We start from the raw sequence: 20,514 nt of genomic DNA on the forward strand, positions 1-20,514 counted from the left end.
GCTGCGTAAGCAGCCCTTATGCAAAGAAGCGTAAAAGCGGCAATAAGCAGATAATTCACCTATCACCGTCCGAGTGGGTTCAGATAACATAGATCTATAGATAATGTAGCTCGACGAATAACACCGATCTGTAAAGAACACAGGCGCTGTGCAAAGCGTCTGACCTTGATAGGTGAAGGTTCGTTATATTAAGAAATTCAAAGGATTATACGTATGAAAAAGTGGTTAGCTATCAGTTGCCTGATTGCAGGTGTTACCTCAACCGCTGTCTATGCGGACGCGGCAAAAGATTTGCAGGGTCGTCTCAATAAAGTAAACAGTTTCCACGCCAATTTCAGCCAGAAAGTCACCAGCGCTGACGGCGCAGCAGTGCAGGAAGGGGAAGGCGAACTGTGGTTGAAACGTCCTAACCTATTTAACTGGAAAACCACATCACCTGACGAAAGTGCGTTGATTTCTGATGGCAAAACGCTTTGGTTCTACAATCCGTTTGTTGAACAAGTCACGGCAACGTGGCTGAAAGATGCGACAGGCAATACGCCGTTTATTCTGATCACGCGTAACGACACCAGCGACTGGAATAAATACGATGTGCGCCAGAAAGGTGATGACTTTGAGCTTACGCCGAAATCAGCGAGCGGCAACCTGAAGCAGTTCGCGATCAATGTGACGACAAATGGCACAATCAAACAGTTTACCGCGACGGAACAAGATGGGCAGCGAAGCACTTATGTGCTGAAGAACCAGCAAAACGGTGCTGTTGATGCCGCGCAATTCACGTTCACACCGCCGAAAGGCGTCACGCTGGATGACCAGCGTCAGTGAGGCCAGAGTGAGCAATCTGTCCCTTGATTTTTCCCATAATGAATTCCAACCGCTGGCCGCGCGTATGCGGCCTGCGACGTTGGCACAGTATATCGGTCAACAGCACCTGTTAGGTGCCGGTAAGCCTCTACCACGTGCCATTGAGGCAGGGCAGTTGCATTCAATGATTCTCTGGGGGCCGCCAGGAACGGGAAAAACTACGCTGGCAGAACTGATTGGGCATTACGGGCAGGCGGATGTTGAACGTATTTCTGCCGTGACGTCCGGTATCAAGGAAATTCGTGAAGCGATTGAGCGTGCCCGACAAAATCGCAATGCAGGGCGCCGCACTATTTTGTTTGTCGATGAAGTCCATCGTTTCAACAAAAGTCAGCAGGATGCGTTTCTGCCACATATTGAAGATGGAACGATCACCTTTATTGGTGCGACAACGGAAAACCCCTCTTTCGAACTCAATTCCGCCTTGTTATCTCGCGCCCGCGTCTATTTGCTAAAAGCGCTGACGGCGGAAGATATCGAGCAGGTCTTGCAGCAGGCCATGAGCGACAGCGAGCGAGGATACGGCGGACAGAACATTGTCCTGCCTGCCGAAACCGCGCGAATGCTGGCCGAATTGGTCAATGGCGACGCCAGACGTGCGCTGAATAGCCTGGAAATGATGGCGGATATGGCGGAAATCGACGCACAGGGCATGCGTGTTCTGACGTCGGCACTCCTCAACGAAATCGCTGGCGAGCGTAGTGCCCGCTTTGATAACAAAGGTGACCGCTATTACGACCTGATTTCGGCGTTGCATAAATCGGTAAGAGGTTCTTCGCCGGATGCGGCGCTTTATTGGTACGCCAGAATCATCACCGCCGGTGGCGATCCGCTGTATGTTGCTCGACGGTTGTTGGCGATCGCGTCGGAAGATGTCGGCAATGCGGATCCGCGTGCGATGCAGGTCGCTATTTCTGCCTGGGATTGCTTCACTCGCGTCGGCCCGGCAGAAGGGGAACGCGCTATTGCTCAGGCGATTGTTTATCTGGCCTGTGCCCCTAAAAGTAACGCCGTCTATAGCGCCTTTAAAGCCGCGATGCAGGATGCGCGCGAGAAACCAGACTATGATGTTCCCGAACATCTGCGTAATGCGCCTACCCGGTTGATGAAAGAAATGGGGCTCGGCGCAGAGTATCGCTACGCGCACAATGAACCCAATGCCTATGCCGCTGGAGAGAGCTATTTTCCGCCGGAAATGGCCGATACGCACTATTACGCGCCGACCTCACGCGGCCTTGAGGGCAAAATTGGTGAAAAGCTCGCCTGGCTTGCCACTCAGGATCAAAATAGCCCGACAAAACGCTACCGTTGAACTAAACGTTGCGGTAAGGTTATTACGGTATTTTCTGAAACCGGCCGCGTAGCGCGCCGTGTCCGCCACCATTTCATTTGATAATCATAAGCACAGGATTAGCATGCTCGATCCCAATTTACTGCGTAATGAGCTAGACGCAGTCGCCGAAAAGTTACTGGCTCGCAGAGGCTTTAAGCTGGATGTTGAGACCCTGCGTAAGCAGGAAGAACGTCGTAAAGTATTGCAGGTAGAAACCGAAAACCTGCAGGCAGAGCGTAACTCCCGATCGAAAGAGATTGGTGCAGCGAAAGCACGCGGTGAAGATATCGAGCCTTTGCGTCGTGAAGTTAACACATTAGGCGAAAAACTGGATGCCGCGAAAGCCGAGCTGGATCAGTTGCAGAATGAAATTCGCGACTTGGCGTTAACGATCCCGAACCTGCCGGACGACTCCGTGCCGCTTGGAAAGGACGATTCGCAGAACCAGGAAGTGACTCGCTGGGGTGAGCCACGTAAGTACGATTTCCCGGTACGCGATCATGTTGAACTCGGTGAGATGGCTGCCGGGCTGGATTTTGCCGCTGCGGTGAAATTAACCGGTGCGCGTTTTGTCGTGATGAAAGGACAGATTGCCCGTCTGCATCGTGCTCTTGCCCAGTTCATGCTGGATTTGCATACACAACAGCATGGCTATCAGGAAGCGTATGTCCCTTATCTGGTAAACCACGCCACGCTATACGGTACAGGCCAACTGCCTAAATTTGGCGAAGACCTGTTCCATACCACTCCGCTGAGCGAAGAAGCAGAAAGCAGCAGCTATGCGCTGATTCCGACGGCTGAAGTGCCGTTGACCAACCTTGTGCGTGACGAGATTCTGGATGAAGAATCCTTACCGTTGAAAATGACTGCACACACGCCGTGCTTCCGTTCAGAAGCAGGTTCGTATGGTCGCGATACGCGTGGGTTGATTCGTATGCACCAGTTTGACAAAGTTGAACTGGTACAAATCGTCCGCCCTGAAGATTCCATGCAGGCGCTGGAAGAATTGACAACCCATGCTGAAACCGTGCTGCAATTGCTGAAATTACCTTATCGTAAGGTCTTGCTGTGTACGGGTGATATGGGCTTTGGCTCCACCAAAACTTACGATCTGGAAGTCTGGTTGCCGGCGCAGGATACGTACCGTGAGATCTCTTCCTGCTCAAACATGTGGGATTTCCAGGCGCGCCGTATGCAGGCTCGCTGCCGCAGTAAGTCCGATAAGAAGACTCGACTGGTTCACACGCTGAACGGTTCTGGTCTGGCAGTCGGTCGTACACTGGTGGCTGTTCTGGAAAACTATCAGCAGGCTGATGGCCGTATTGACGTTCCTGAAGTGCTGCGTCCGTATATGGGCGGGCTGGAATTTATTGGCTAAGCGTAGTTATTTGAATCAAGCGCCTAAGGGCGCTTTTTTATGCCATAGCTTCGGTAATATTTTTTCATCGTAAAAATAATCTCTCCCCTTTAAACAACCCGCATTACTTAAATTTCAAGTGAAAAATTATTTAAAATCAGCGGAGTAGCGGCTTTCTGTTTTTAAGCATAGCGGGTTTCCTATTCGTGTTGATTAATTCTTTCAATCCATAATTTGAGAAAGGACTTTTAGCACTTTTTGCCCGGATTGACTTTTATATACGCAGTGGCATGATGCGCTCACTCTTCTCCGGTTGTTTGGTTATCCACTTCGCTATGTCTGCTTATTCCCGCCCAGTGCTGTTATTGCTCTGCGGACTCTTGCTGCTGACGGTTTGTATTGCGGTATTAAATACCCTGGTACCACTTTGGCTGAGTTATCAATCTCTTCCTGTCTGGCAGGTTGGCCTTGTTGGTTCATCCTACTTCGGCGGCAATCTGGTTGGAACGCTACTAGCTGGTAAATTAATCAAGCTTTATGGGTTTAACCGTAGCTATTATTTCGCGGCTTTATTATTTGGTATCGCGATCGTTGGCCTCGGTATTTCTCCGGATATCAGCAGTTGGCTGTTATGGCGTTTTCTTGCGGGGATCGGCTGTGCATTAATCTGGGTTGTGGTCGAAAGCGCCTTGTTATGCAGCGGAACGCCGACGCAGAGAGGGCAACTGCTGGCTGCTTATATGATCGCTTACTACCTCGGCAGTGTGATTGGACAGCTTCTGCTTGGCGTGTTACCTACGTCATTGTTGAGCGTGTTGCCGTGGATAGTCGCATTGGTTATTTTAGCGGTATTACCACTGTTGTTCACTCGTCTTCCTGCTCCGCCAGAACAACACGAAAAGCATGTCAATATGTGGAAAATGCTGACGTATCGCAGTGCCCGCTTAGGCGTACACGGCTGTATCATTTCCGGTGTGATTTTAGGATCGCTGTATGGCTTGATGCCGCTGTATCTCTCTCATCAGGGAATGAATGATGCGCAGGTTGGATACTGGATGGCGCTGCTGATCAGCTCCGGTATCATCGGTCAATGGCCTGTTGGACGCATGGCCGATCGTTATGGTCGGTTGCTGGTTCTGCGGGTATTAGTCTTTGTGGTGATTATTGGCTGTATTGCGATGTTAAGTATTAGCCACTATGCCATGGCACCGTCGCTGTTCCTGCTGGGATGCGCAGGGTTTACGCTGTATCCCGTTGCTATGTCGTGGGCATGTGAAAAAGTGCGCCCTGATGAGCTCGTGGCGATGAATCAGGCGCTGCTCCTCAGCTACACGCTTGGCAGTCTTTGCGGGCCAAGCGTCGCTGCGGTGTTGATGCAGAACTACTCCGATCGATTGCTGTTTGTTCTGATCGCTGTTGTTGCCGTGATCTACCTGATGCTGTTACTCAGAAAAGCCGATCATCACCCAACGCCATTAGCTACTGCTTGAGCCAGCGGCATCAAGGCTGGCCAACGAACTTTGTCCAGCTTCTACCATGTTATTCCACAGCGCTTCGGCTACTGGGCTAAGGCGCTGTTTTGCGTTTCGCACCAGATAAAATATGCTGGTGAGTCCGAGTTTTTCCGGTGAAATAGCGGTAAGTTGCCCAGTTTCAACCCATTTCGCTGCATAGTGATCGGGAAGAAATCCAATATGTGTGCCAGCTAATAAGAGCAGCAAGCTACTTTCTAAATTCCAGGCTGTATTTTGCAAACCTTTCTTTGCGACTGGGCCTAATTGCTTACTAATTTCGTGCAGTGCATGGCCACCAATGAGTAACCTGTTCGGGTTAAGTGTTCCATCGCGCCACTCTTTTTCTATCCTCGCTGCATTTTCTGAAGCGGAATAAAAATAACTTTTTTCAACGAAAACGGGCTGGAAATAGATGTCGGTTGGAACATCATCCGGTAAGACGCTCAGGATAATGTCGATATGACCATTCTTTAGGCGTTCCATCAGCGGTGTGTAATCACCGATCTCTAGTTCAACCGCAACGTCAGGGCTCTGGCCGTACAATTTTCCAATCGCCTTGGAGATAACTTTGGCAGGGTGGGTGACGGTGTTATCCAAACAGCCAATACGGGCTTCACCAATGAGCTGATGCTTGATTCTTGCTAATCGATTTGCAAAGTCGTCCAGCGTGGCGATAACCGATTTGGCTTCCTGATAGACCACTTCACCTTCCGTTGTGAGAGCAAACCCTCCACGTCCTCGTTCGCACAGGACTAGCCCGAGCGTATCCTCTAGGCGAGACAAATAGTGACTCAACACGGGCTGGCTTAAGCCTGTTGCGATTTGTGCATTAGTAATCCCTTGTTTTTCAACAATTTTACAAAAAAGCTTTAACCAGCGAATCTCCAGTTTATCTAAGCGCATAGCATGTCCTTCGCATACATTACATATCTGAATGTTAACATCAAAATATATCTGTATTAATCGATATGAAACCCATTTATCTTGTTGTCACGCCACATTATTGATGTGGCTGCCACAAAAAATCGTGGTTTATGCGTCACATCAGGGTCTCTCATAAAGCACAATGGTGTCGTTAGCTTGCTGGCGACACCATTGTTCTATACGTCACCAGACAACCTCTATAAAATATCACAACGATACAATAATTATTTGCTGCTTATTTAATGGAGGAATTATGTCTCAAGGGAATGCTGTGCCTGAAAAAGAACAACAGGGACGGCAAATCTATGATTACGAATACGACCCCGTTCCTGCTGAAGCCAGAAAAAGTTGGTATGTTATCGCTTTAATATGGCTGGCAATGGGAATTGACATTTCAGGCCTATTTCTTGGCGCTTTCTTAAGCGGTGGGTTACCTTTTTCTCAGGCCGTTAGTGCCACGCTTATCGGTTCCGCCTTTTTAGGTGTGTTGGCAGCATTATGTGCTAACGTCGGTTATGGATGCGGATTATCAACAACGCTACTGAGTATCTCCGTTTTTGGACGTCTTGGTGGAAAGATCATCGGTATTTTCTCTGCTGTATCATTGATTGGCTGGTTTGCTTTTCAACTCGATTTTTTTGCCGTAATGCTGCAAAAAGCATTGCTACATTATCAATTAGAACCTGGACGTTTCCTCATTTTGGTTTTCGGTATGGTGCTGATGATCTCTACCGCTATTTGGGGAGTCAGGGCATTGGGCAAACTGAGTATATTCAGCGTGCCATTAATGCTGATATTGATCATTACAGGTTTAGTTTTAGCCGCAAGTAATCATCCCGAAATACCGATTCCGATAATTAAAGCGCCAATTAGCATGGGAAGCGCTATATCTTACGTAGTTTCTATCTGGATAGTATCTGCCGTGATGTCACCGGATATTGCCCGCTATGCCAAAACACGCAAAGATGCGCTTCTCGGTGCTGGCTTAGGATTCTTTTTAGGCAATAGTTCAACGATATTAGTTGCACTCATTCTGACTCATCTGGTCGGTACAGAGGATCTAGTTGAAGTGTTCTTCAGTATTGGTTTGGGCATGTCAGCTATTGTGGTGCTTATTTTTGCCCAATGGACAACAAATAGTACCAACCTTGTTTCTGCATCTCTCGGACTATCTGTTGTTATTCGAACGCTATCTCGGCCAGTATTGGTTGTGCTAATGGCTATTGCCGGTTTGCTGTTAGCCTACAACGGTATGATTAATAATTTTACTCAATTCCTGTCACTCCTCGGTGTACTGATTTCTCCTATCGCAGGTGTTTATCTCGTCGAATATTATTTTATTAAGTCCTCACGTTTGCAGAAAAATGTATCAGAGGCATCATTCTTGAATGTGGCGGCGGCTATATCTTGGTCACTCGGTAGCATTGTGAGCCTGTTGACCTCCCCAGATTTTTTCGATTTATTTACGATAAGTTCGATTTCTGCCCTGGATGGCGTAATTGTCAGTATGGCGATGTATATCGGCATACATAAAATTTTTCCTCAATTGGCAGATTGAACGTGTTATGCAGATAACACGAGATCTTGGGTAGGGTATGTCTCGTTATATTAATGCACAAACAATTGATGATATAGCATTAGGGGCCGCTGTTCTCGGTACAGGAGGCGGCGGCGATCCGTATGTAGGTTCTTTAATGGCAAAACACGCATTAAAAAATGCGGCCGAGGTACCTATATTCGGTTTAGATGAAATTAAAGACGACGATATATTTGTTCCTTGTAGCATGATCGGTGCAACGACTGTTGTTGTAGAAAAGATCATGTCAGCGAGTCAATTCGTTCGAGCATTTGACGCGATGGAAAAGGCGCTTGAGCGACCTATTACGGCGACTTTTCCCATCGAAGTCGGTGGTATCAATTCGCTAATGCCGTTTGTCGTTGCGGCCGCAAAAGGTTTACCTGTTATCGATTGTGATGCGATGGGGAGAGCCTTTCCCGAAGCCCAGATGGTGACCTTTTTTCTCGATGGTTTATCCTCTGCACCAAATACGTTAGCCGATGAAAAGGGAAATACCGTTACCTTAAATCCTATTGACGGTATGTGGTCTGAACGTTTAGCCAGGATGATTTCGGAACAAATGGGGGCTGCCTGCGCGATGTGTGATTACCCCTTACTCGGTAGTCAACTTAAGCGTAGTGCCATCAAAGGAACGCTGACGCTGGCGCAGGATATCGGGAAAACGCTGCGAGAATCTCATCGGTCAGGCAGTCATCCAGTACAGTCTCTGCTTACTGTGCTGAATGGCCATATCGTTGCATCAGGGAAAATTGTTGATGTAGAACGGCGCACAGCTGGCGGTTTTGCTCGGGGTAAAGTGGTGTTGGATGGTATGGGAAACGACAAAGGCGAGTCGTTTACTGTGCTTTTTCAGAATGAGTTATTGCTCGCTTATCGCTCATCACAGGTGAAAGATCCTACGCAGGATAATCTGCTGGCCGTTGTGCCTGATTTAATCTCCATAGTAGATAGTGAAACCGGACGTCCGATCATCACGGAACATTTACGTTATGGGCAGCGAGTCGATGTGATTGCCTATCCGTGTAATGACAAGTGGCGAACGCCAAAAGGGATTGACGTTGCGGGGCCGGAGTATTTCGGTTATCCGGTGCAGTATGTGCCGATAGAACTGCTTGCAAATCGCTGAGGCTTTCCCGATGTTACATAAAAATGATTACCGACTCGGGATTGATGTCGGCGGCACCAACACGGATGCGGCAATTTTAGATGCTGATCTACGCTGCATCGCGACGGCCAAATTTCCTACCAGTCTGGATATCTACAGCGGCATCGAACGGGTGATTGCGGAAGTATTGGCGCAGTCTGGTATCGCACCGCAGCATATTCGCTATGCGATGTTGGGTACAACCCAATGTACTAATGCCATTGTTGAGCGGAAAGGGCTGGATCGCGTCGGACTATTGCGCCTGAGCCTGCCAAGTAGCGATAGCGTCCCGCCGCTGTTTGGCTGGGATGACGAGTGGCAAAGGACATTAGGCGAGCATTTCTACCAGATTCATGGCGGCTATGAGTTTGATGGTCGAGAGATTCATTCTGTACTGCGGGATGAAGTGCTGGCAGTTTGTGACAAGATGCGCGGCCATGTCGATAGCGTGGCTATCTGTGGCGTATTTTCCCCCGTAAACAATCAACAGGAACTGCAGGTTGCCCAGTGGGTGAGTGCGGCATTGCCAGCGGTTTCCGTGTCGTTATCCCACCGAATAGGCAGCACGGGATTATTGGAAAGGGAAAACGCGACAATCCTGAATGCATCGTTGCAAAGTACCGCGAACCGCTTTGTTAACGGTTTTACGCAAGCGCTAGTTCGGCACGGTATCGAGGCTACACCATTCTTCGGGCAAAACGATGGCACATTGATGTCCGAGAATATGGTGAAGCAATACCCTATTCTGACGATGGCCTGTGGACCAACGAACTCGATTCGCGGAGCGTGCCACCTTTCCGGGCTGGATAATGCGTTGATTATTGATGTTGGCGGCACGACAACGGATATTGGCGTGTTGGTGAATGGCTTCCCGCGTGAATCGGCAATCGCCGTTGAAGTCGGCGACGTACGGACGAATTTCAGAATGCCGGACATTATTTCTATCGGCATTGGCGGTGGAACCTGCGTTCGACAGTCTCAGGATGGAAAGCTTACCCTTGGGCCTGACAGTGTCGGCTATCGCCTGCTTGAACAGGGTGTCAGCTTTGGCGGGGAGACGTTAACGCTCAGCGATATCATGCTACAACTACATCGTGAACGATGGATTGCGGATCTTCCTCGTCCGCTACCCAAGCTGGATAATGCATTTTGCCAGCAGGCTTATCGTCAGATGATTGAGAAAGTGGAAAGCGCTATCGATCGGATTAAATCGTCAAGCGCAGCAATCCCTGCAGTGCTTGTGGGCGGTGGCAGCATTTTACTGCCTGACGTTTTATCTGGTGTCAGTCAGGTCATGCGTCCGCAGAACTTTGATGCGGCCAATGCGGTTGGTGTGGCGTTAGGGGCAGTGGGCGCACAGATCGAACGTGTGGTTAAAATGCCGGATAACGATCGTGAGAAGATAAAAAGCGAATTGCAGCAGCAAACCATTTGTCTTGCAGAAGAGATGGGAGCTAGGCCGGGCAGTGTTGAAATCATCGACTATCAGGAAATTCCGTTGGCTTATCTACCAGGGAATGCGGTACAGGTGAAAATCAAGGCGGCAGGGAACTTGGCTTAGCACAGCGCATTAATACTGTAGTGATATCTACCCGCCAAAAATGAAAATAGCGCGCCGTGAGCGCGCTATTTTTCCAGAAAGCGTCAGAAGTTAGTACATGACCTTGTGACCGTAGCTTTCAAGAATCGATTTAACGCGATCCATCGTATCGGCCTTCGGCGGTTTAACACCGTCTAATTTGTACTCTTCACCCATCGCAATCCACTTGTGTTTGCCAAGTTCATGATAGGGGAGAAGCTCAATTTTCTCGATGTTCGTCATATCTTTGGTGAATTCGCCCAGCTTGTGTGCGGACGCATCATCGTCAGACCAGCCGGGAACGACCACATAACGTATCCAGGTGCGCTGATTGCGCTTTGCCAAATAGCGAGCGAAATCCAGAGTACGGTGATTGGATACGCCCACTAAATTCTGGTGTACGTCGTCATTCATTTGCTTCAGGTCGAGCATCACTAAATCGCTGACGTCCAATAGCTCGTCAATGACGGGGTCGTAACGACGCACAAAGCCATTGGTGTCCAGACAGGTGTTGATGCCTTCTGCCTTACAGGCACGGAACCAGTCGCGCACAAATTCGGCCTGGAGAATAGCCTCGCCGCCGGATGCCGTTACGCCGCCGCCGGATGCATTCATAAAGTGGCGATAGGTCACGACTTCTTTCATGAGTTCTTCAACCGTCACTTCCTTGCCGCCGTGCGTATCCCAGGTATCACGGTTATGGCAATACAGGCAGCGCATTAGGCAACCTTGAAAGAAGATGATGAAACGGATGCCTGGGCCATCGACGGTGCCACAGGATTCAAAGGAGTGGATGCGACCGATAAGTGACATTGCGAGGTTTTCTCCAAATTTGACCGAACAATAGCGGTCTTTATGAGCGCAGTCATAAGAAGGCAGATGCTGCTCTGACAAGAGTTTCTGGCAGAAGAACACCGTGTGACAGATGCTGCGTCGAATCTGTTTTGCGAGCCATCCACATAATGAGGGCAATATAGCGGGCTGGCAAAACAGGCTAACAATCTGAACGACAAGCGAGGGTGAGAAAAAGGCCCCACTGATGTGGAGCCTTTATTTTACGCCTTTTCAGACAGTCATGGAAATTAGATTGACTGTGTGAACGTACGGGTGATGACGTCTTGTTGCTGTTCTTTCGTCAGTGAGTTGAAACGCACTGCGTAGCCAGATACACGGATAGTCAACTGCGGATATTTCTCCGGATTTTCCATCGCATCAAGCAGCATTTCACGGTTCATGACGTTAACGTTCAGGTGCTGACCGCCTTCGATGCTGGCTTCGTGGTGGAAATAACCATCCATCAGGCCGGCAAGGTTAGCTTTACGTACGTTGTCGTCTTTACCTAACGCATTAGGTACGATGGAGAAAGTATAAGAAATACCATCTTTCGCGTAAGCAAACGGCAGTTTGGCAACAGAAGTCAGAGAAGCAACCGCGCCTTTCTGGTCACGACCGTGCATTGGGTTAGCACCTGGTCCGAACGGAGCACCTGCGCGTCGACCGTCTGGCGTGTTACCCGTTTTCTTACCATATACCACGTTAGAGGTGATGGTCAGAACAGACTGCGTTGGTGTTGCGCCACGGTAGGTATTCAGTTTCTGAATTTTCTTCATGAAACGTTCAACCAGGTCACAAGCCAGTTCATCTACGCGAGCATCGTTGTTACCGAATTGCGGATATTCGCCTTCGATATCAAAGTCGATAGCCAGGCCATCTTCATCACGAATTGGTTTAACTTTGGCATATTTGATGGCAGACAGGGAGTCAGCAGCAACAGACAGACCAGCGATACCACACGCCATGGTACGGAACACGTCACGATCGTGCAGTGCCATCAGCGCCGCTTCGTAGCTGTATTTGTCATGCATGTAGTGAATGATGTTCAGGGAGGTGACGTATTGTTTAGCCAGCCAATCCATGAAGTGATCCATACGCTCCATCACTTCGTCGAAGTTCAGAACGTCGCCTTTGATCGGTTCTGATTTCGGACCGACCTGCATTTTCAGTTTTTCGTCCACGCCGCCGTTGATTGCATACAGCATGGTTTTCGCCAAGTTTGCGCGAGCACCGAAGAACTGCATTTGTTTGCCAACGATCATCGGGCTTACACAACAAGCAATCGCGTAGTCATCGTTGTTAAAGTCAGGGCGCATCAGATCGTCATTCTCATATTGCAGAGAAGAAGTATCGATGGAGACTTTAGCCGCATAGTTTTTAAAGCTTTGTGGCAGTTTTTCAGACCACAGAATGGTCATGTTTGGCTCTGGAGACGGCCCCATGGTGTACAGGGTGTTCAGGAAGCGGAAGCTGGTTTTGCTCACCAGTGTACGACCATCCAGACCCATACCTGCCAGAGATTCTGTTGCCCAGATTGGGTCACCAGAGAACAGCTCATCATACTCAGGCGTACGCAGGAAACGTACCATGCGCAGTTTCATGACCAGATGGTCAATCATTTCCTGAGCTTCATCTTCAGTGATTTTGCCTGCTGCCAGATCGCGCTCAAGGTAGATATCCAGGAAGGTAGAGACACGTCCGAAGGACATTGCTGCACCATTCTGTGATTTCACCGCAGCCAGGTAACCGAAGTAAGTCCACTGCACGGCTTCCTGAGCTGTCGTTGCTGGACCAGAAATGTCACAGCCATATTTAGCAGCCATTTCTTTAATTTGGCTCAGCGCATGATGCTGATCGGCAATTTCTTCACGCAGACGGATTGTTGCTTCCAGATCTTCGCCGTTTTCCAGTTTGGATTGCAGAGAAGTGAACTGAGCAAATTTGTCTTTCATCAGGTAGTCGATACCGTACAGCGCAACGCGACGGTAGTCACCGATGATACGGCCACGGCCGTAGGCATCTGGCAGACCAGTCAGAACGCCTGATTTACGACAACGCAGGATATCTGGGGTGTAAACATCGAACACGCCTTGGTTGTGCGTTTTGCGGTATTCGGTGAAGATTTTTTTCAGTTGAGGATCCAATTCACGACCGTAAACTTTGCATGAACCTTCAACCATTTTGATGCCGCCAAACGGAATTAACGCACGTTTCAGCGGAGCGTCAGTTTGCAGACCAACGATTTTTTCCAGACCTTTGTTGATGTATCCCGCGTCGTGAGACGTGATAGTTGCAGCAACATTGGTATCAAAATCAACAGGGGCGTGAGTACGGTTTTCCTGTTTGATGCCTTCCATGACGCTGTCCCACAGCGCTGAGGTCGCTTTGGTTGCGCCAGCCAGGAAAGACTCATCACCTTCATACGGCGTGTAGTTTTTCTGGATAAAGTCACGAACGTTGACGTTATCCTGCCATTCACCTTTGCTAAAGCCTTGCCATGCATTGGCCAATTTTTCATTCAGCTCGGTCATTTTACACCTACCTTTGATATGGATTTCTTAAAACCCGACGTTGCGGCCGATTGCACCTTAGTGGTGCTTGTCTCCACCGCGCAAATAAATTACCCAATATGTCAAACCGACCATTACGCCGCCGCCGATGATGTTCCCCAGGGTGACGGGAATCAGGTTATCGGTAATAAAGTGGCTAACGGTTAAATGTTCAAACTGAGACGGCACCATTCCGATCGCATTCCAGAATTCTGGGGCCGCAAAATTTTTGATAACAATGCCCATAGGAATCATGAACATGTTGGCGATACTGTGCTCAAAGCCGCTGGAAACGAACATGGCAACAGGCAGAATCATGGCAAACATTTTGTCGGTAAGCGTACGGCCGGAATAGCTCATCCACACGGCCAGACAAACTAACAGGTTGGCTAGAATCCCCAGACACAGCGCTTCAACAAACGTATGTTCAAGTTTGTGTTCAGCTGTTTGCAGGACGTTAAGCCCCCACGCACCGTTTGCGACCATGTGCTCTCCCGAGAACCAGATAAGCCCAACGAAGAAAAGCGCGCCAATCAGGTTGCCGACATAGACATTTGCCCAGTTACAGGCTAGTTGCTTCCAGGTAATACGTCCACTGGCTTTGGCAATCACGATGAGAACGGTTGAGGTAAACAAGTCCGCACCGCAGACGACAACCAACATGAGGCCAAGGGAGAAACAGATACCACCGATCAACTTCGCGATGCCGAAAGGGATCGTCGCGGTCCCTGTGGTAGCCGTAATATAAAAGACGAAGGCGATCGAAATAAACACACCCGCAGTGATCGCTAAATAAAACGTCGTACACGGTTGTTTTGTAGCTTTATAGACTCCGGCGTCTTCAGCAACTTTTGCCATGGCGGCCGGGAGTAATAGAGTAAAGGGGTTGTCAGCTTTCACACTAACTCTCTCTTAAAAATTATCAGCGTTGAGATACTAACAAAGCAGTATACGGTAAAATTTGACGTGGATCATATTGCAAGAAATTAACAGGTTGGTGGGGAGGGTGAGATACCGAAGTTTTATGGTTAATTTATTGAATTTTATAATAAAAAAATATTTTAAGTTTTACAAAAATAGTTGAATGGCATACGTTAAACCTACCGATTTAGCGTTAATGAAAATCATGTTTTGTAGAATTTCAGTACCACCTTGTCGATGTAATTTAATTAAAAATTCACCATTCAATAACAATGTTCTGATTATGCATTACGAATAATAAATATTGCTCTTTGGACAATAAAATAGCCCTTTAAGAGAAAGGGCTATTTTTCGGTTGCTATTTGTACTCAATCGCACTCATCGATATAAAATGCGTGCTGATTGCACCACTCTGGCATTATTTTGCTTGCCAATAACGACGTTTCGCCTGTTGCAGTTTTTCATAGGCGGCTAGCAGCGATTGGTGTGCAGGTAAAGAAGCAAAGGTGTCATCCACGGCAAACAGACCATAGAAGCAGGCTTCGCCAGCAACGGCGGCACTGGCGGCATCGACCGTCTCACTGCCGTACATTTTGATAAAGGCATCGTAGTATTCTGCTGGATCGCGTTCAGGCTCTTGCGCCAGTAACAGCAGCGTTTGCAGGCAACGGTAATAATTGCTGCGTTGTGCCGTAAAGACGGAGTCGTTGAAATCCTGCGTCCACTCTGTCCAGGTCAGCGCCTGATCCAGATCGCCGCCAGCCAGAGCCAGCATGGCTTTCAATTCGCCAACGCGCAGAGTGAGCCAGCCATTATCTTTGCCAGTGGCAATACCAAGCAATTCGCGTACGCGGGTGAAATCATCCAGCCCTTCGTCATCCAACTGTTGCAACAGAGTCAGATAGTCTTCTTTTTCCCATTTGCTGTCAGGCAGCGCCAGCAGCGTGTCACGCAGATGAGCCCCCATGCTGTTATTGGCCAGCAACAGATCGTCAGCAGGGTAGATGTCCGACATTCCCGGCACGATGATGCGGCAGGCGTAAACAGCCAGATGCTCATAGTCAGCAATGTAGACTTCTTTATCTTCCTGCTTGAAGATCGCCATCAATGTAGCGAATTCTTCTTCCGTCGATCCTTTAAAGCTCCAATCAGCAAATTCATAATCCGCTGTTTTCTTGAACGTATCCCAAGAGATCAGACCGCTGGAATCGATAAAGTGGGTTTCCAGATTGGCGTGCTCGGCAACTTCTTCATCATCGAACGTCGGTGGGGTGAACACGTCCAGATCTTTCAGGCCACGGCCTTGCAGCAGTTCGGTAACGGTGCGCTCAAGCGCCACGCCGAAGTCAGGATGTGCGCCGAAGGAGGCAAAGCAGGTGCCGTTAGCGGGGTTAAACAGCACCACGCAGATAACCGGATATTTCCCGCCCAGTGAGGCATCGTAAGAGAAAATCGGGAAACCTTCTTTTTCCAGCGTTGCAATCGCTTCGACCACGCCTGGGTAGCGGTTCAGCACCTCTTGCGGAATTTCTGGCAGACTGATGGATTCGGCAATGATGCGGTTCTTGATGCTGCGCTCAAACACTTCAGACAGCCCCTGAACGCGGGCTTCGTTGGCGGTGTTACCTGCCGACATTCCGTTAGAAACGTACAGGTTACCGATGATGTTCATCGGAATATAGACGGTTTGCTGATCGGACTGACGCGTAAATGGCAGCGCGCAAATGCCTCTGTCGGCATTACCGGATTGCAGATCGATCAGATCGCTGGCGCTCAGTTCCTGCTCGGGATCGTAAAACTGGTGCAGACGGGCATCCAGAATACCTTCCGGCAATGCATCATCTTCTGGAATCGGGAACCATTTTTCATTCGGGTAGTGAACGAAATCGCCGTTAGCGATGCTTTTGCCGAGATAGAAGTCAGCAAAGAAATAGTTGGTGGACAGACGCTCGAAATACTCGCCTAACGCAGAGGCCAGCGCCGCTTTCTTACTGGCACCTTTACCGTTAGTGAAGCAAAGTGGGCAATCGCGGTCTCGAATATGGACAGACCAGACGTTTGGCACCGGGTTCAGCCATGACGCTTCTTCGATGTTAAACCCCAGGTCCTGGAGCTGTTGTTGAAAACGGGCGATGGAATCTTCCAGGGCGGCGTCTTTGCCTGGGATAAACGTTTGAGTCATGGTGTTCACTCTTATCGAGATTAGCGGAAGCGGCATGATACGGATTTTTCTGTTCAGACTCTATTTATTCATAACAGATCGGCAACAGTGAAAAAGAACAGACTGCGTAACGTGCCGTTTTGCATAATGAAAGCGCAATAAGCGTTGCAGCCGCGATTGACGAGTGATAAAACCGATAGCAGGGTAAAAGTAGTGTGGTTATGGCGGTCGTTCCGTTATAACTACTATCTTGTAACAGCGGTATTTTTATAACCGTCAGGTTTATAAAAATGGTATTTGTAACAACGGTGATAAAAAGAGCCGCTATTTTTTCAGGTGTGGTGAGGGGAAATGACTCAGATTTTTAATTTTAGCGCCGGTCCAGCAATGCTGCCGGTTGAAGTACTGCGTCGTGCTGAACAGGAATTGTGTAATTGGAATGGCCTGGGCACATCGGTTATGGAAATCAGCCACCGCAGTAAAGAGTTTATGCAGGTTGCCGCTGAATCCGAACAAGATCTGCGTGATTTGCTGAAAATCCCCTCCAACTACAAAGTGCTTTTTTGCCACGGTGGTGCGCGTGCGCAATTTGCGGCAGTACCGTTAAATCTCCTGGGCGAACGCTCAACGGCCGACTACATCGACGGTGGATATTGGGCACACAGCGCAATCAATGAAGCAGAAAAATACTGCACACCTAACGTGATTGACGTGAAAACGAGTGTAGGCGATCTGCGCGGCATTAAGCCGATGCGTGAATGGAAATTGTCTGATGACGCCGCGTTTGTACATTACTGTCCAAATGAAACCATTGACGGTATTGCGATCGAAGAAGAGCCAGATTTTGGCGATAAAATTGTGGTCGCCGACTATTCTTCCAGCATCCTGTCTCGCCGTATTGACGTTAGCCGTTACGGCGTGATCTATGCCGGCGCACAGAAAAATATCGGCCCGGCCGGTCTGACGCTGGTCATCGTACGTGAAGATTTGCTGGGCAAAGCGCGCCGTGAGCTGCCATCGATTCTGGATTATCAGGTTCTGGCGGACAATGACTCTATGTTTAACACGCCGCCAACGTTTGCCTGGTACCTGTCCGGCATGGTCTTCAAATGGTTGAAAGAGTACGGCGGTCTGGCTGAAATGGAAAAACGTAACCAAGAGAAAGCCGACCTGCTGTATAGCGCGATTGACGGTAACGATTTCTATCGTAATGACGTCGCGGTAGCTAACCGTTCTCGCATGAATGTGCCGTTCCTGCTGGCGGACTCTGCGCTGGATAAAGTCTTCCTGGAAGAATCAGTTGCTGCGGGTCTGCACGCGCTGAAAGGTCATCGCGTAGTGGGCGGCATGCGTGCTTCTATCTACAATGCGATGCCGTTGGAAGGCGTGAAAGCGCTGACGGAATTTATGGCTGACTTCGCGCGTCGCCACGGTTGATTAAGACCGCCCCTCGATACATTTTGATCAACCCCGGACTTTCCGGGGTTTTTATGTCCACGTTGAAAGAATAGGCTTTACATGCAGGAATCCCTGACGCTACAACCCATCAAACTGATTAACGGTACCCTTAACCTTCCTGGATCAAAAAGCGTCTCTAACCGTGCGCTTTTGCTGGCGGCCTTGGCTGAAGGAAATACCCGGTTAACTAACCTGTTAGACAGTGACGATGTCCGCCATATGCTTACCGCTCTAACGGCGCTGGGAGTGGAATATCATCTGTCGTCTGACCGGACCGTGTGTGAGATTTCGGGGCTGGGTGGCGCGTTTACGGCATCGCAACCGCTGGAGCTGTTTCTAGGGAATGCAGGTACAGCGATGCGTCCACTGGCTGCCGCGCTGTGTCTGACAGATGGCGATATTGTGCTGACAGGCGAACCTCGGATGAAAGAGCGCCCGATCGGGCATCTGGTCGATGCACTGCGTCAGGGCGGGGCGAAAATTGACTATCTGGAGCAGGAAAACTACCCACCGCTTCGTCTGCACGGTGGTTTTCAGGGCGGCGAAATCAGCGTAGATGGCAGTGTATCAAGCCAGTTCCTGACTGCGCTGCTGATGACTGCGCCTCTGGCCGCGCAGGATACGCAAATCAGCATTCAGGGCGATCTGGTTTCCAAACCGTATATCGATATTACGCTGCATATGATGAAAGCGTTTGGTATTGAAGTGCGTCATGAAAACTATCAGCAATTCTTCGTGGCGGGTCGCCAGCAGTATCGCTCACCGGGCGACTATCTGGTGGAAGGTGATGCGTCATCGGCTTCTTACTTCCTGGCCGCAGCGGCGATTAAAGGCGGCGTTGTGCGTGTGACTGGTGTAGGCCGTAATAGCGTACAGGGCGACATTCGCTTTGCTGACGTGTTGGAAAAGATGGGCGCGACCGTGCGCTGGGGTGAGGATTATATCGAATGCGAGCGCGGTGAGCTGCATGCGATCGACATGGATATGAACCACATTCCTGATGCTGCGATGACCATCGCGACGGCGGCGCTTTTCGCTCAAGGTGGCACCACTACGCTGCGTAATATCTACAACTGGCGCGTGAAAGAAACCGATCGTCTGGCGGCAATGGCGATTGAACTGCGTAAAGTTGGCGCGGAAGTGGAAGAGGGTAATGACTACATTCGCATTACGCCGCCGACCAAGCTGAAAGCGGCAGAAATCGGCACGTACAACGATCATCGTATGGCGATGTGTTTCTCTCTAGTGGCGCTATCGGATACGCCAGTTACGATTCTGGATCCGAAATGTACAGCTAAAACCTTCCCGGACTACTTCGAACAGCTGGCACGCCTCAGCGAGCTAGCCTGATCTCTCTCTAAGGCACGGTTTCCGTGCCTTTTTTCTCTATCGATTTCTCCGAGCAACGCTCAGCTTTTCTTCTGAAATTGCGTACCGCGTTCAGAGAATGCCTTATTTTTCCCGCCATTCCGGCATTGGGGTAACCTTTCTCTGTATTGATGCGTATAATGATGCTCCGTGATGCCATAAAAACGGCATAAGCGGAACTTCCCAGTATTAAGGAGAGAGAGATGACGGTGATGGCACCGGTAATTACGGTTGACGGACCGAGCGGCGCAGGCAAAGGTACCTTGTGTAAGGCATTGGCTGAAGCTTTACAATGGAACCTGCTGGACTCGGGGGCTATCTATCGTGTTTTGGCTCTGGCGGCATTGCACCACCATGTGGATATCAGTTCGGAAGACGCGCTGGTTCCGCTGGCTTCTCATCTTGATGTGCGTTTTGTTGCAGAAGACGGGCAGTTGAAAGTCATCCTGGAAGGCGAAGACGTTAGCCATGAAATTCGTACCGAAGCGGTAGGCAACACGGCGTCTCAGGCTGCGGCTTTCCCTCGCGTTCGTGAAGCATTATTACGTCGGCAGCGTGCATTTCGCGAGGCTCCAGGGTTGATTGCTGATGGCAGAGACATGGGAACGGTGGTCTTTCCTGATGCCCCAGTGAAGATTTTTTTGGATGCCAGTGCGGAAGAACGTGCACAACGTCGCATGCTACAGTTGCAGGGGAAGGGCTTTAATGTTAACTTTGAACGTCTTTTGTCTGAGATAAAAGAACGGGATGAGCGCGATCGCAGCCGTCCCGTTGCGCCGTTAGTGCCTGCTGCCGATGCGTTGGTGCTAGATTCAACGGAAATGACAATCGATGAAGTGATAGCGCGCGCGTTGGCTTATGCCCGCGAAATTTTAGCGTAATCACAAAAAACTGAATTTTTACCTCGCTGTAAGGATGCACAGCGGGGC

At 49.5% G+C, this 20,514-nt stretch carries 15 protein-coding genes; 10 read left to right on the forward strand and 5 right to left on the reverse strand.

Going from position 1 to position 20,514, the window contains the following annotated elements; all coding sequences use genetic code 11:
- The first annotated feature begins 213 nt into the window (after positions 1–213).
- The 4 genes from lolA to EIP93_RS09790 all read left to right on the forward strand — a co-directional run bounded on the left by lolA (position 214) and on the right by EIP93_RS09790 (position 5,044).
- Entirely contained in the window at positions 214–825 is a 612-nt protein-coding gene (gene lolA / locus EIP93_RS09775; RefSeq protein ID WP_039489875.1) for an outer membrane lipoprotein periplasmic chaperone LolA, read from the forward strand.
- Positions 826–832: 7 nt separating this feature from the next.
- Positions 833–2,176 (forward strand): replication-associated recombination protein A, encoded by a 1,344-nt coding sequence (locus tag EIP93_RS09780; RefSeq protein WP_103861103.1) that lies wholly within the window; start codon positions 833–835, stop codon positions 2,174–2,176.
- Between the two features lie 103 nt (positions 2,177–2,279).
- Positions 2,280–3,575 (forward strand): serine--tRNA ligase, encoded by a 1,296-nt coding sequence (gene serS, locus EIP93_RS09785; RefSeq protein WP_116587011.1) that lies wholly within the window; start codon positions 2,280–2,282, stop codon positions 3,573–3,575.
- A 314-nt stretch (positions 3,576–3,889) separates the two neighbouring features.
- On the forward strand, positions 3,890–5,044 hold the full coding sequence (locus EIP93_RS09790; RefSeq protein ID WP_103860902.1) for an MFS transporter: 1,155 nt from the start codon (positions 3,890–3,892) through the stop codon (positions 5,042–5,044).
- Here EIP93_RS09790 and EIP93_RS09795 read toward each other — a convergent pair.
- On the reverse strand, positions 5,030–5,971 hold the full coding sequence (locus EIP93_RS09795; protein ID WP_103970979.1) for a LysR family transcriptional regulator: 942 nt from the start codon (positions 5,969–5,971) through the stop codon (positions 5,030–5,032). The two genes, EIP93_RS09790 and EIP93_RS09795, sit on opposite strands and share 15 nt — an antisense overlap.
- Before the next feature lie 274 nt (positions 5,972–6,245).
- On the opposite strand from EIP93_RS09795, the gene EIP93_RS09800 reads away from it, so the two are divergent.
- From EIP93_RS09800 to EIP93_RS09810, 3 genes are read left to right on the forward strand one after another with little or no spacing between them, the layout of a single operon-like run.
- Positions 6,246–7,550, forward strand: a complete 1,305-nt coding sequence (locus EIP93_RS09800; protein ID WP_105879551.1) for a cytosine permease — start codon at positions 6,246–6,248, stop codon at positions 7,548–7,550.
- A 37-nt stretch (positions 7,551–7,587) separates the two neighbouring features.
- Positions 7,588–8,697 carry a DUF917 domain-containing protein gene (locus tag EIP93_RS09805; protein WP_125232645.1) on the forward strand — a complete coding sequence of 370 codons (1,110 nt, stop codon included), beginning with the start codon at positions 7,588–7,590 and terminating at the stop codon, positions 8,695–8,697.
- A 10-nt stretch (positions 8,698–8,707) separates the two neighbouring features.
- Positions 8,708–10,276, forward strand: coding sequence for a hydantoinase/oxoprolinase family protein (locus EIP93_RS09810; protein WP_125232646.1), 1,569 nt, complete (start codon positions 8,708–8,710; stop codon positions 10,274–10,276).
- Positions 10,277–10,366: 90 nt separating this feature from the next.
- Here EIP93_RS09810 and pflA read toward each other — a convergent pair whose 3' ends face one another.
- The 4 genes from pflA to ycaO form a co-directional block, all read right to left on the reverse strand.
- On the reverse strand, positions 10,367–11,107 hold the full coding sequence (gene pflA, locus EIP93_RS09815) for a pyruvate formate lyase 1-activating protein (RefSeq protein WP_103860897.1): 741 nt from the start codon (positions 11,105–11,107) through the stop codon (positions 10,367–10,369).
- 269 nt (positions 11,108–11,376) lie between these two features.
- Positions 11,377–13,659, reverse strand: a complete 2,283-nt coding sequence (pflB, locus tag EIP93_RS09820) for a formate C-acetyltransferase (protein ID WP_103860896.1) — start codon at positions 13,657–13,659, stop codon at positions 11,377–11,379.
- A 57-nt stretch (positions 13,660–13,716) separates the two neighbouring features.
- Positions 13,717–14,577, reverse strand: a complete 861-nt coding sequence (focA, locus tag EIP93_RS09825; protein WP_010277178.1) for a formate transporter FocA — start codon at positions 14,575–14,577, stop codon at positions 13,717–13,719.
- Between the two features lie 439 nt (positions 14,578–15,016).
- Entirely contained in the window at positions 15,017–16,780 is a 1,764-nt protein-coding gene (gene ycaO, locus EIP93_RS09830) for a 30S ribosomal protein S12 methylthiotransferase accessory factor YcaO (RefSeq protein ID WP_103860895.1), read from the reverse strand.
- A 330-nt stretch (positions 16,781–17,110) separates the two neighbouring features.
- Between ycaO and serC the strand changes: the two genes are divergently transcribed.
- The 3 genes from serC to cmk all read left to right on the forward strand — a co-directional run bounded on the left by serC (position 17,111) and on the right by cmk (position 20,466).
- Positions 17,111–18,196 carry a 3-phosphoserine/phosphohydroxythreonine transaminase gene (gene serC, locus EIP93_RS09835; protein WP_103940573.1) on the forward strand — a complete coding sequence of 362 codons (1,086 nt, stop codon included), beginning with the start codon at positions 17,111–17,113 and terminating at the stop codon, positions 18,194–18,196.
- Positions 18,197–18,277: 81 nt separating this feature from the next.
- Positions 18,278–19,567 carry a 3-phosphoshikimate 1-carboxyvinyltransferase gene (gene aroA, locus EIP93_RS09840; protein WP_103860893.1) on the forward strand — a complete coding sequence of 430 codons (1,290 nt, stop codon included), beginning with the start codon at positions 18,278–18,280 and terminating at the stop codon, positions 19,565–19,567.
- Positions 19,568–19,788: 221 nt separating this feature from the next.
- Positions 19,789–20,466 (forward strand): (d)CMP kinase, encoded by a 678-nt coding sequence (cmk, locus tag EIP93_RS09845; RefSeq protein WP_039544520.1) that lies wholly within the window; start codon positions 19,789–19,791, stop codon positions 20,464–20,466.
- Positions 20,467–20,514: the final 48 nt, after the last annotated feature.

The sequence above is a fragment of the Pectobacterium versatile genome, assembly GCF_003932035.1.
GTDB classification, from domain to species: domain Bacteria; phylum Pseudomonadota; class Gammaproteobacteria; order Enterobacterales; family Enterobacteriaceae; genus Pectobacterium; species Pectobacterium versatile.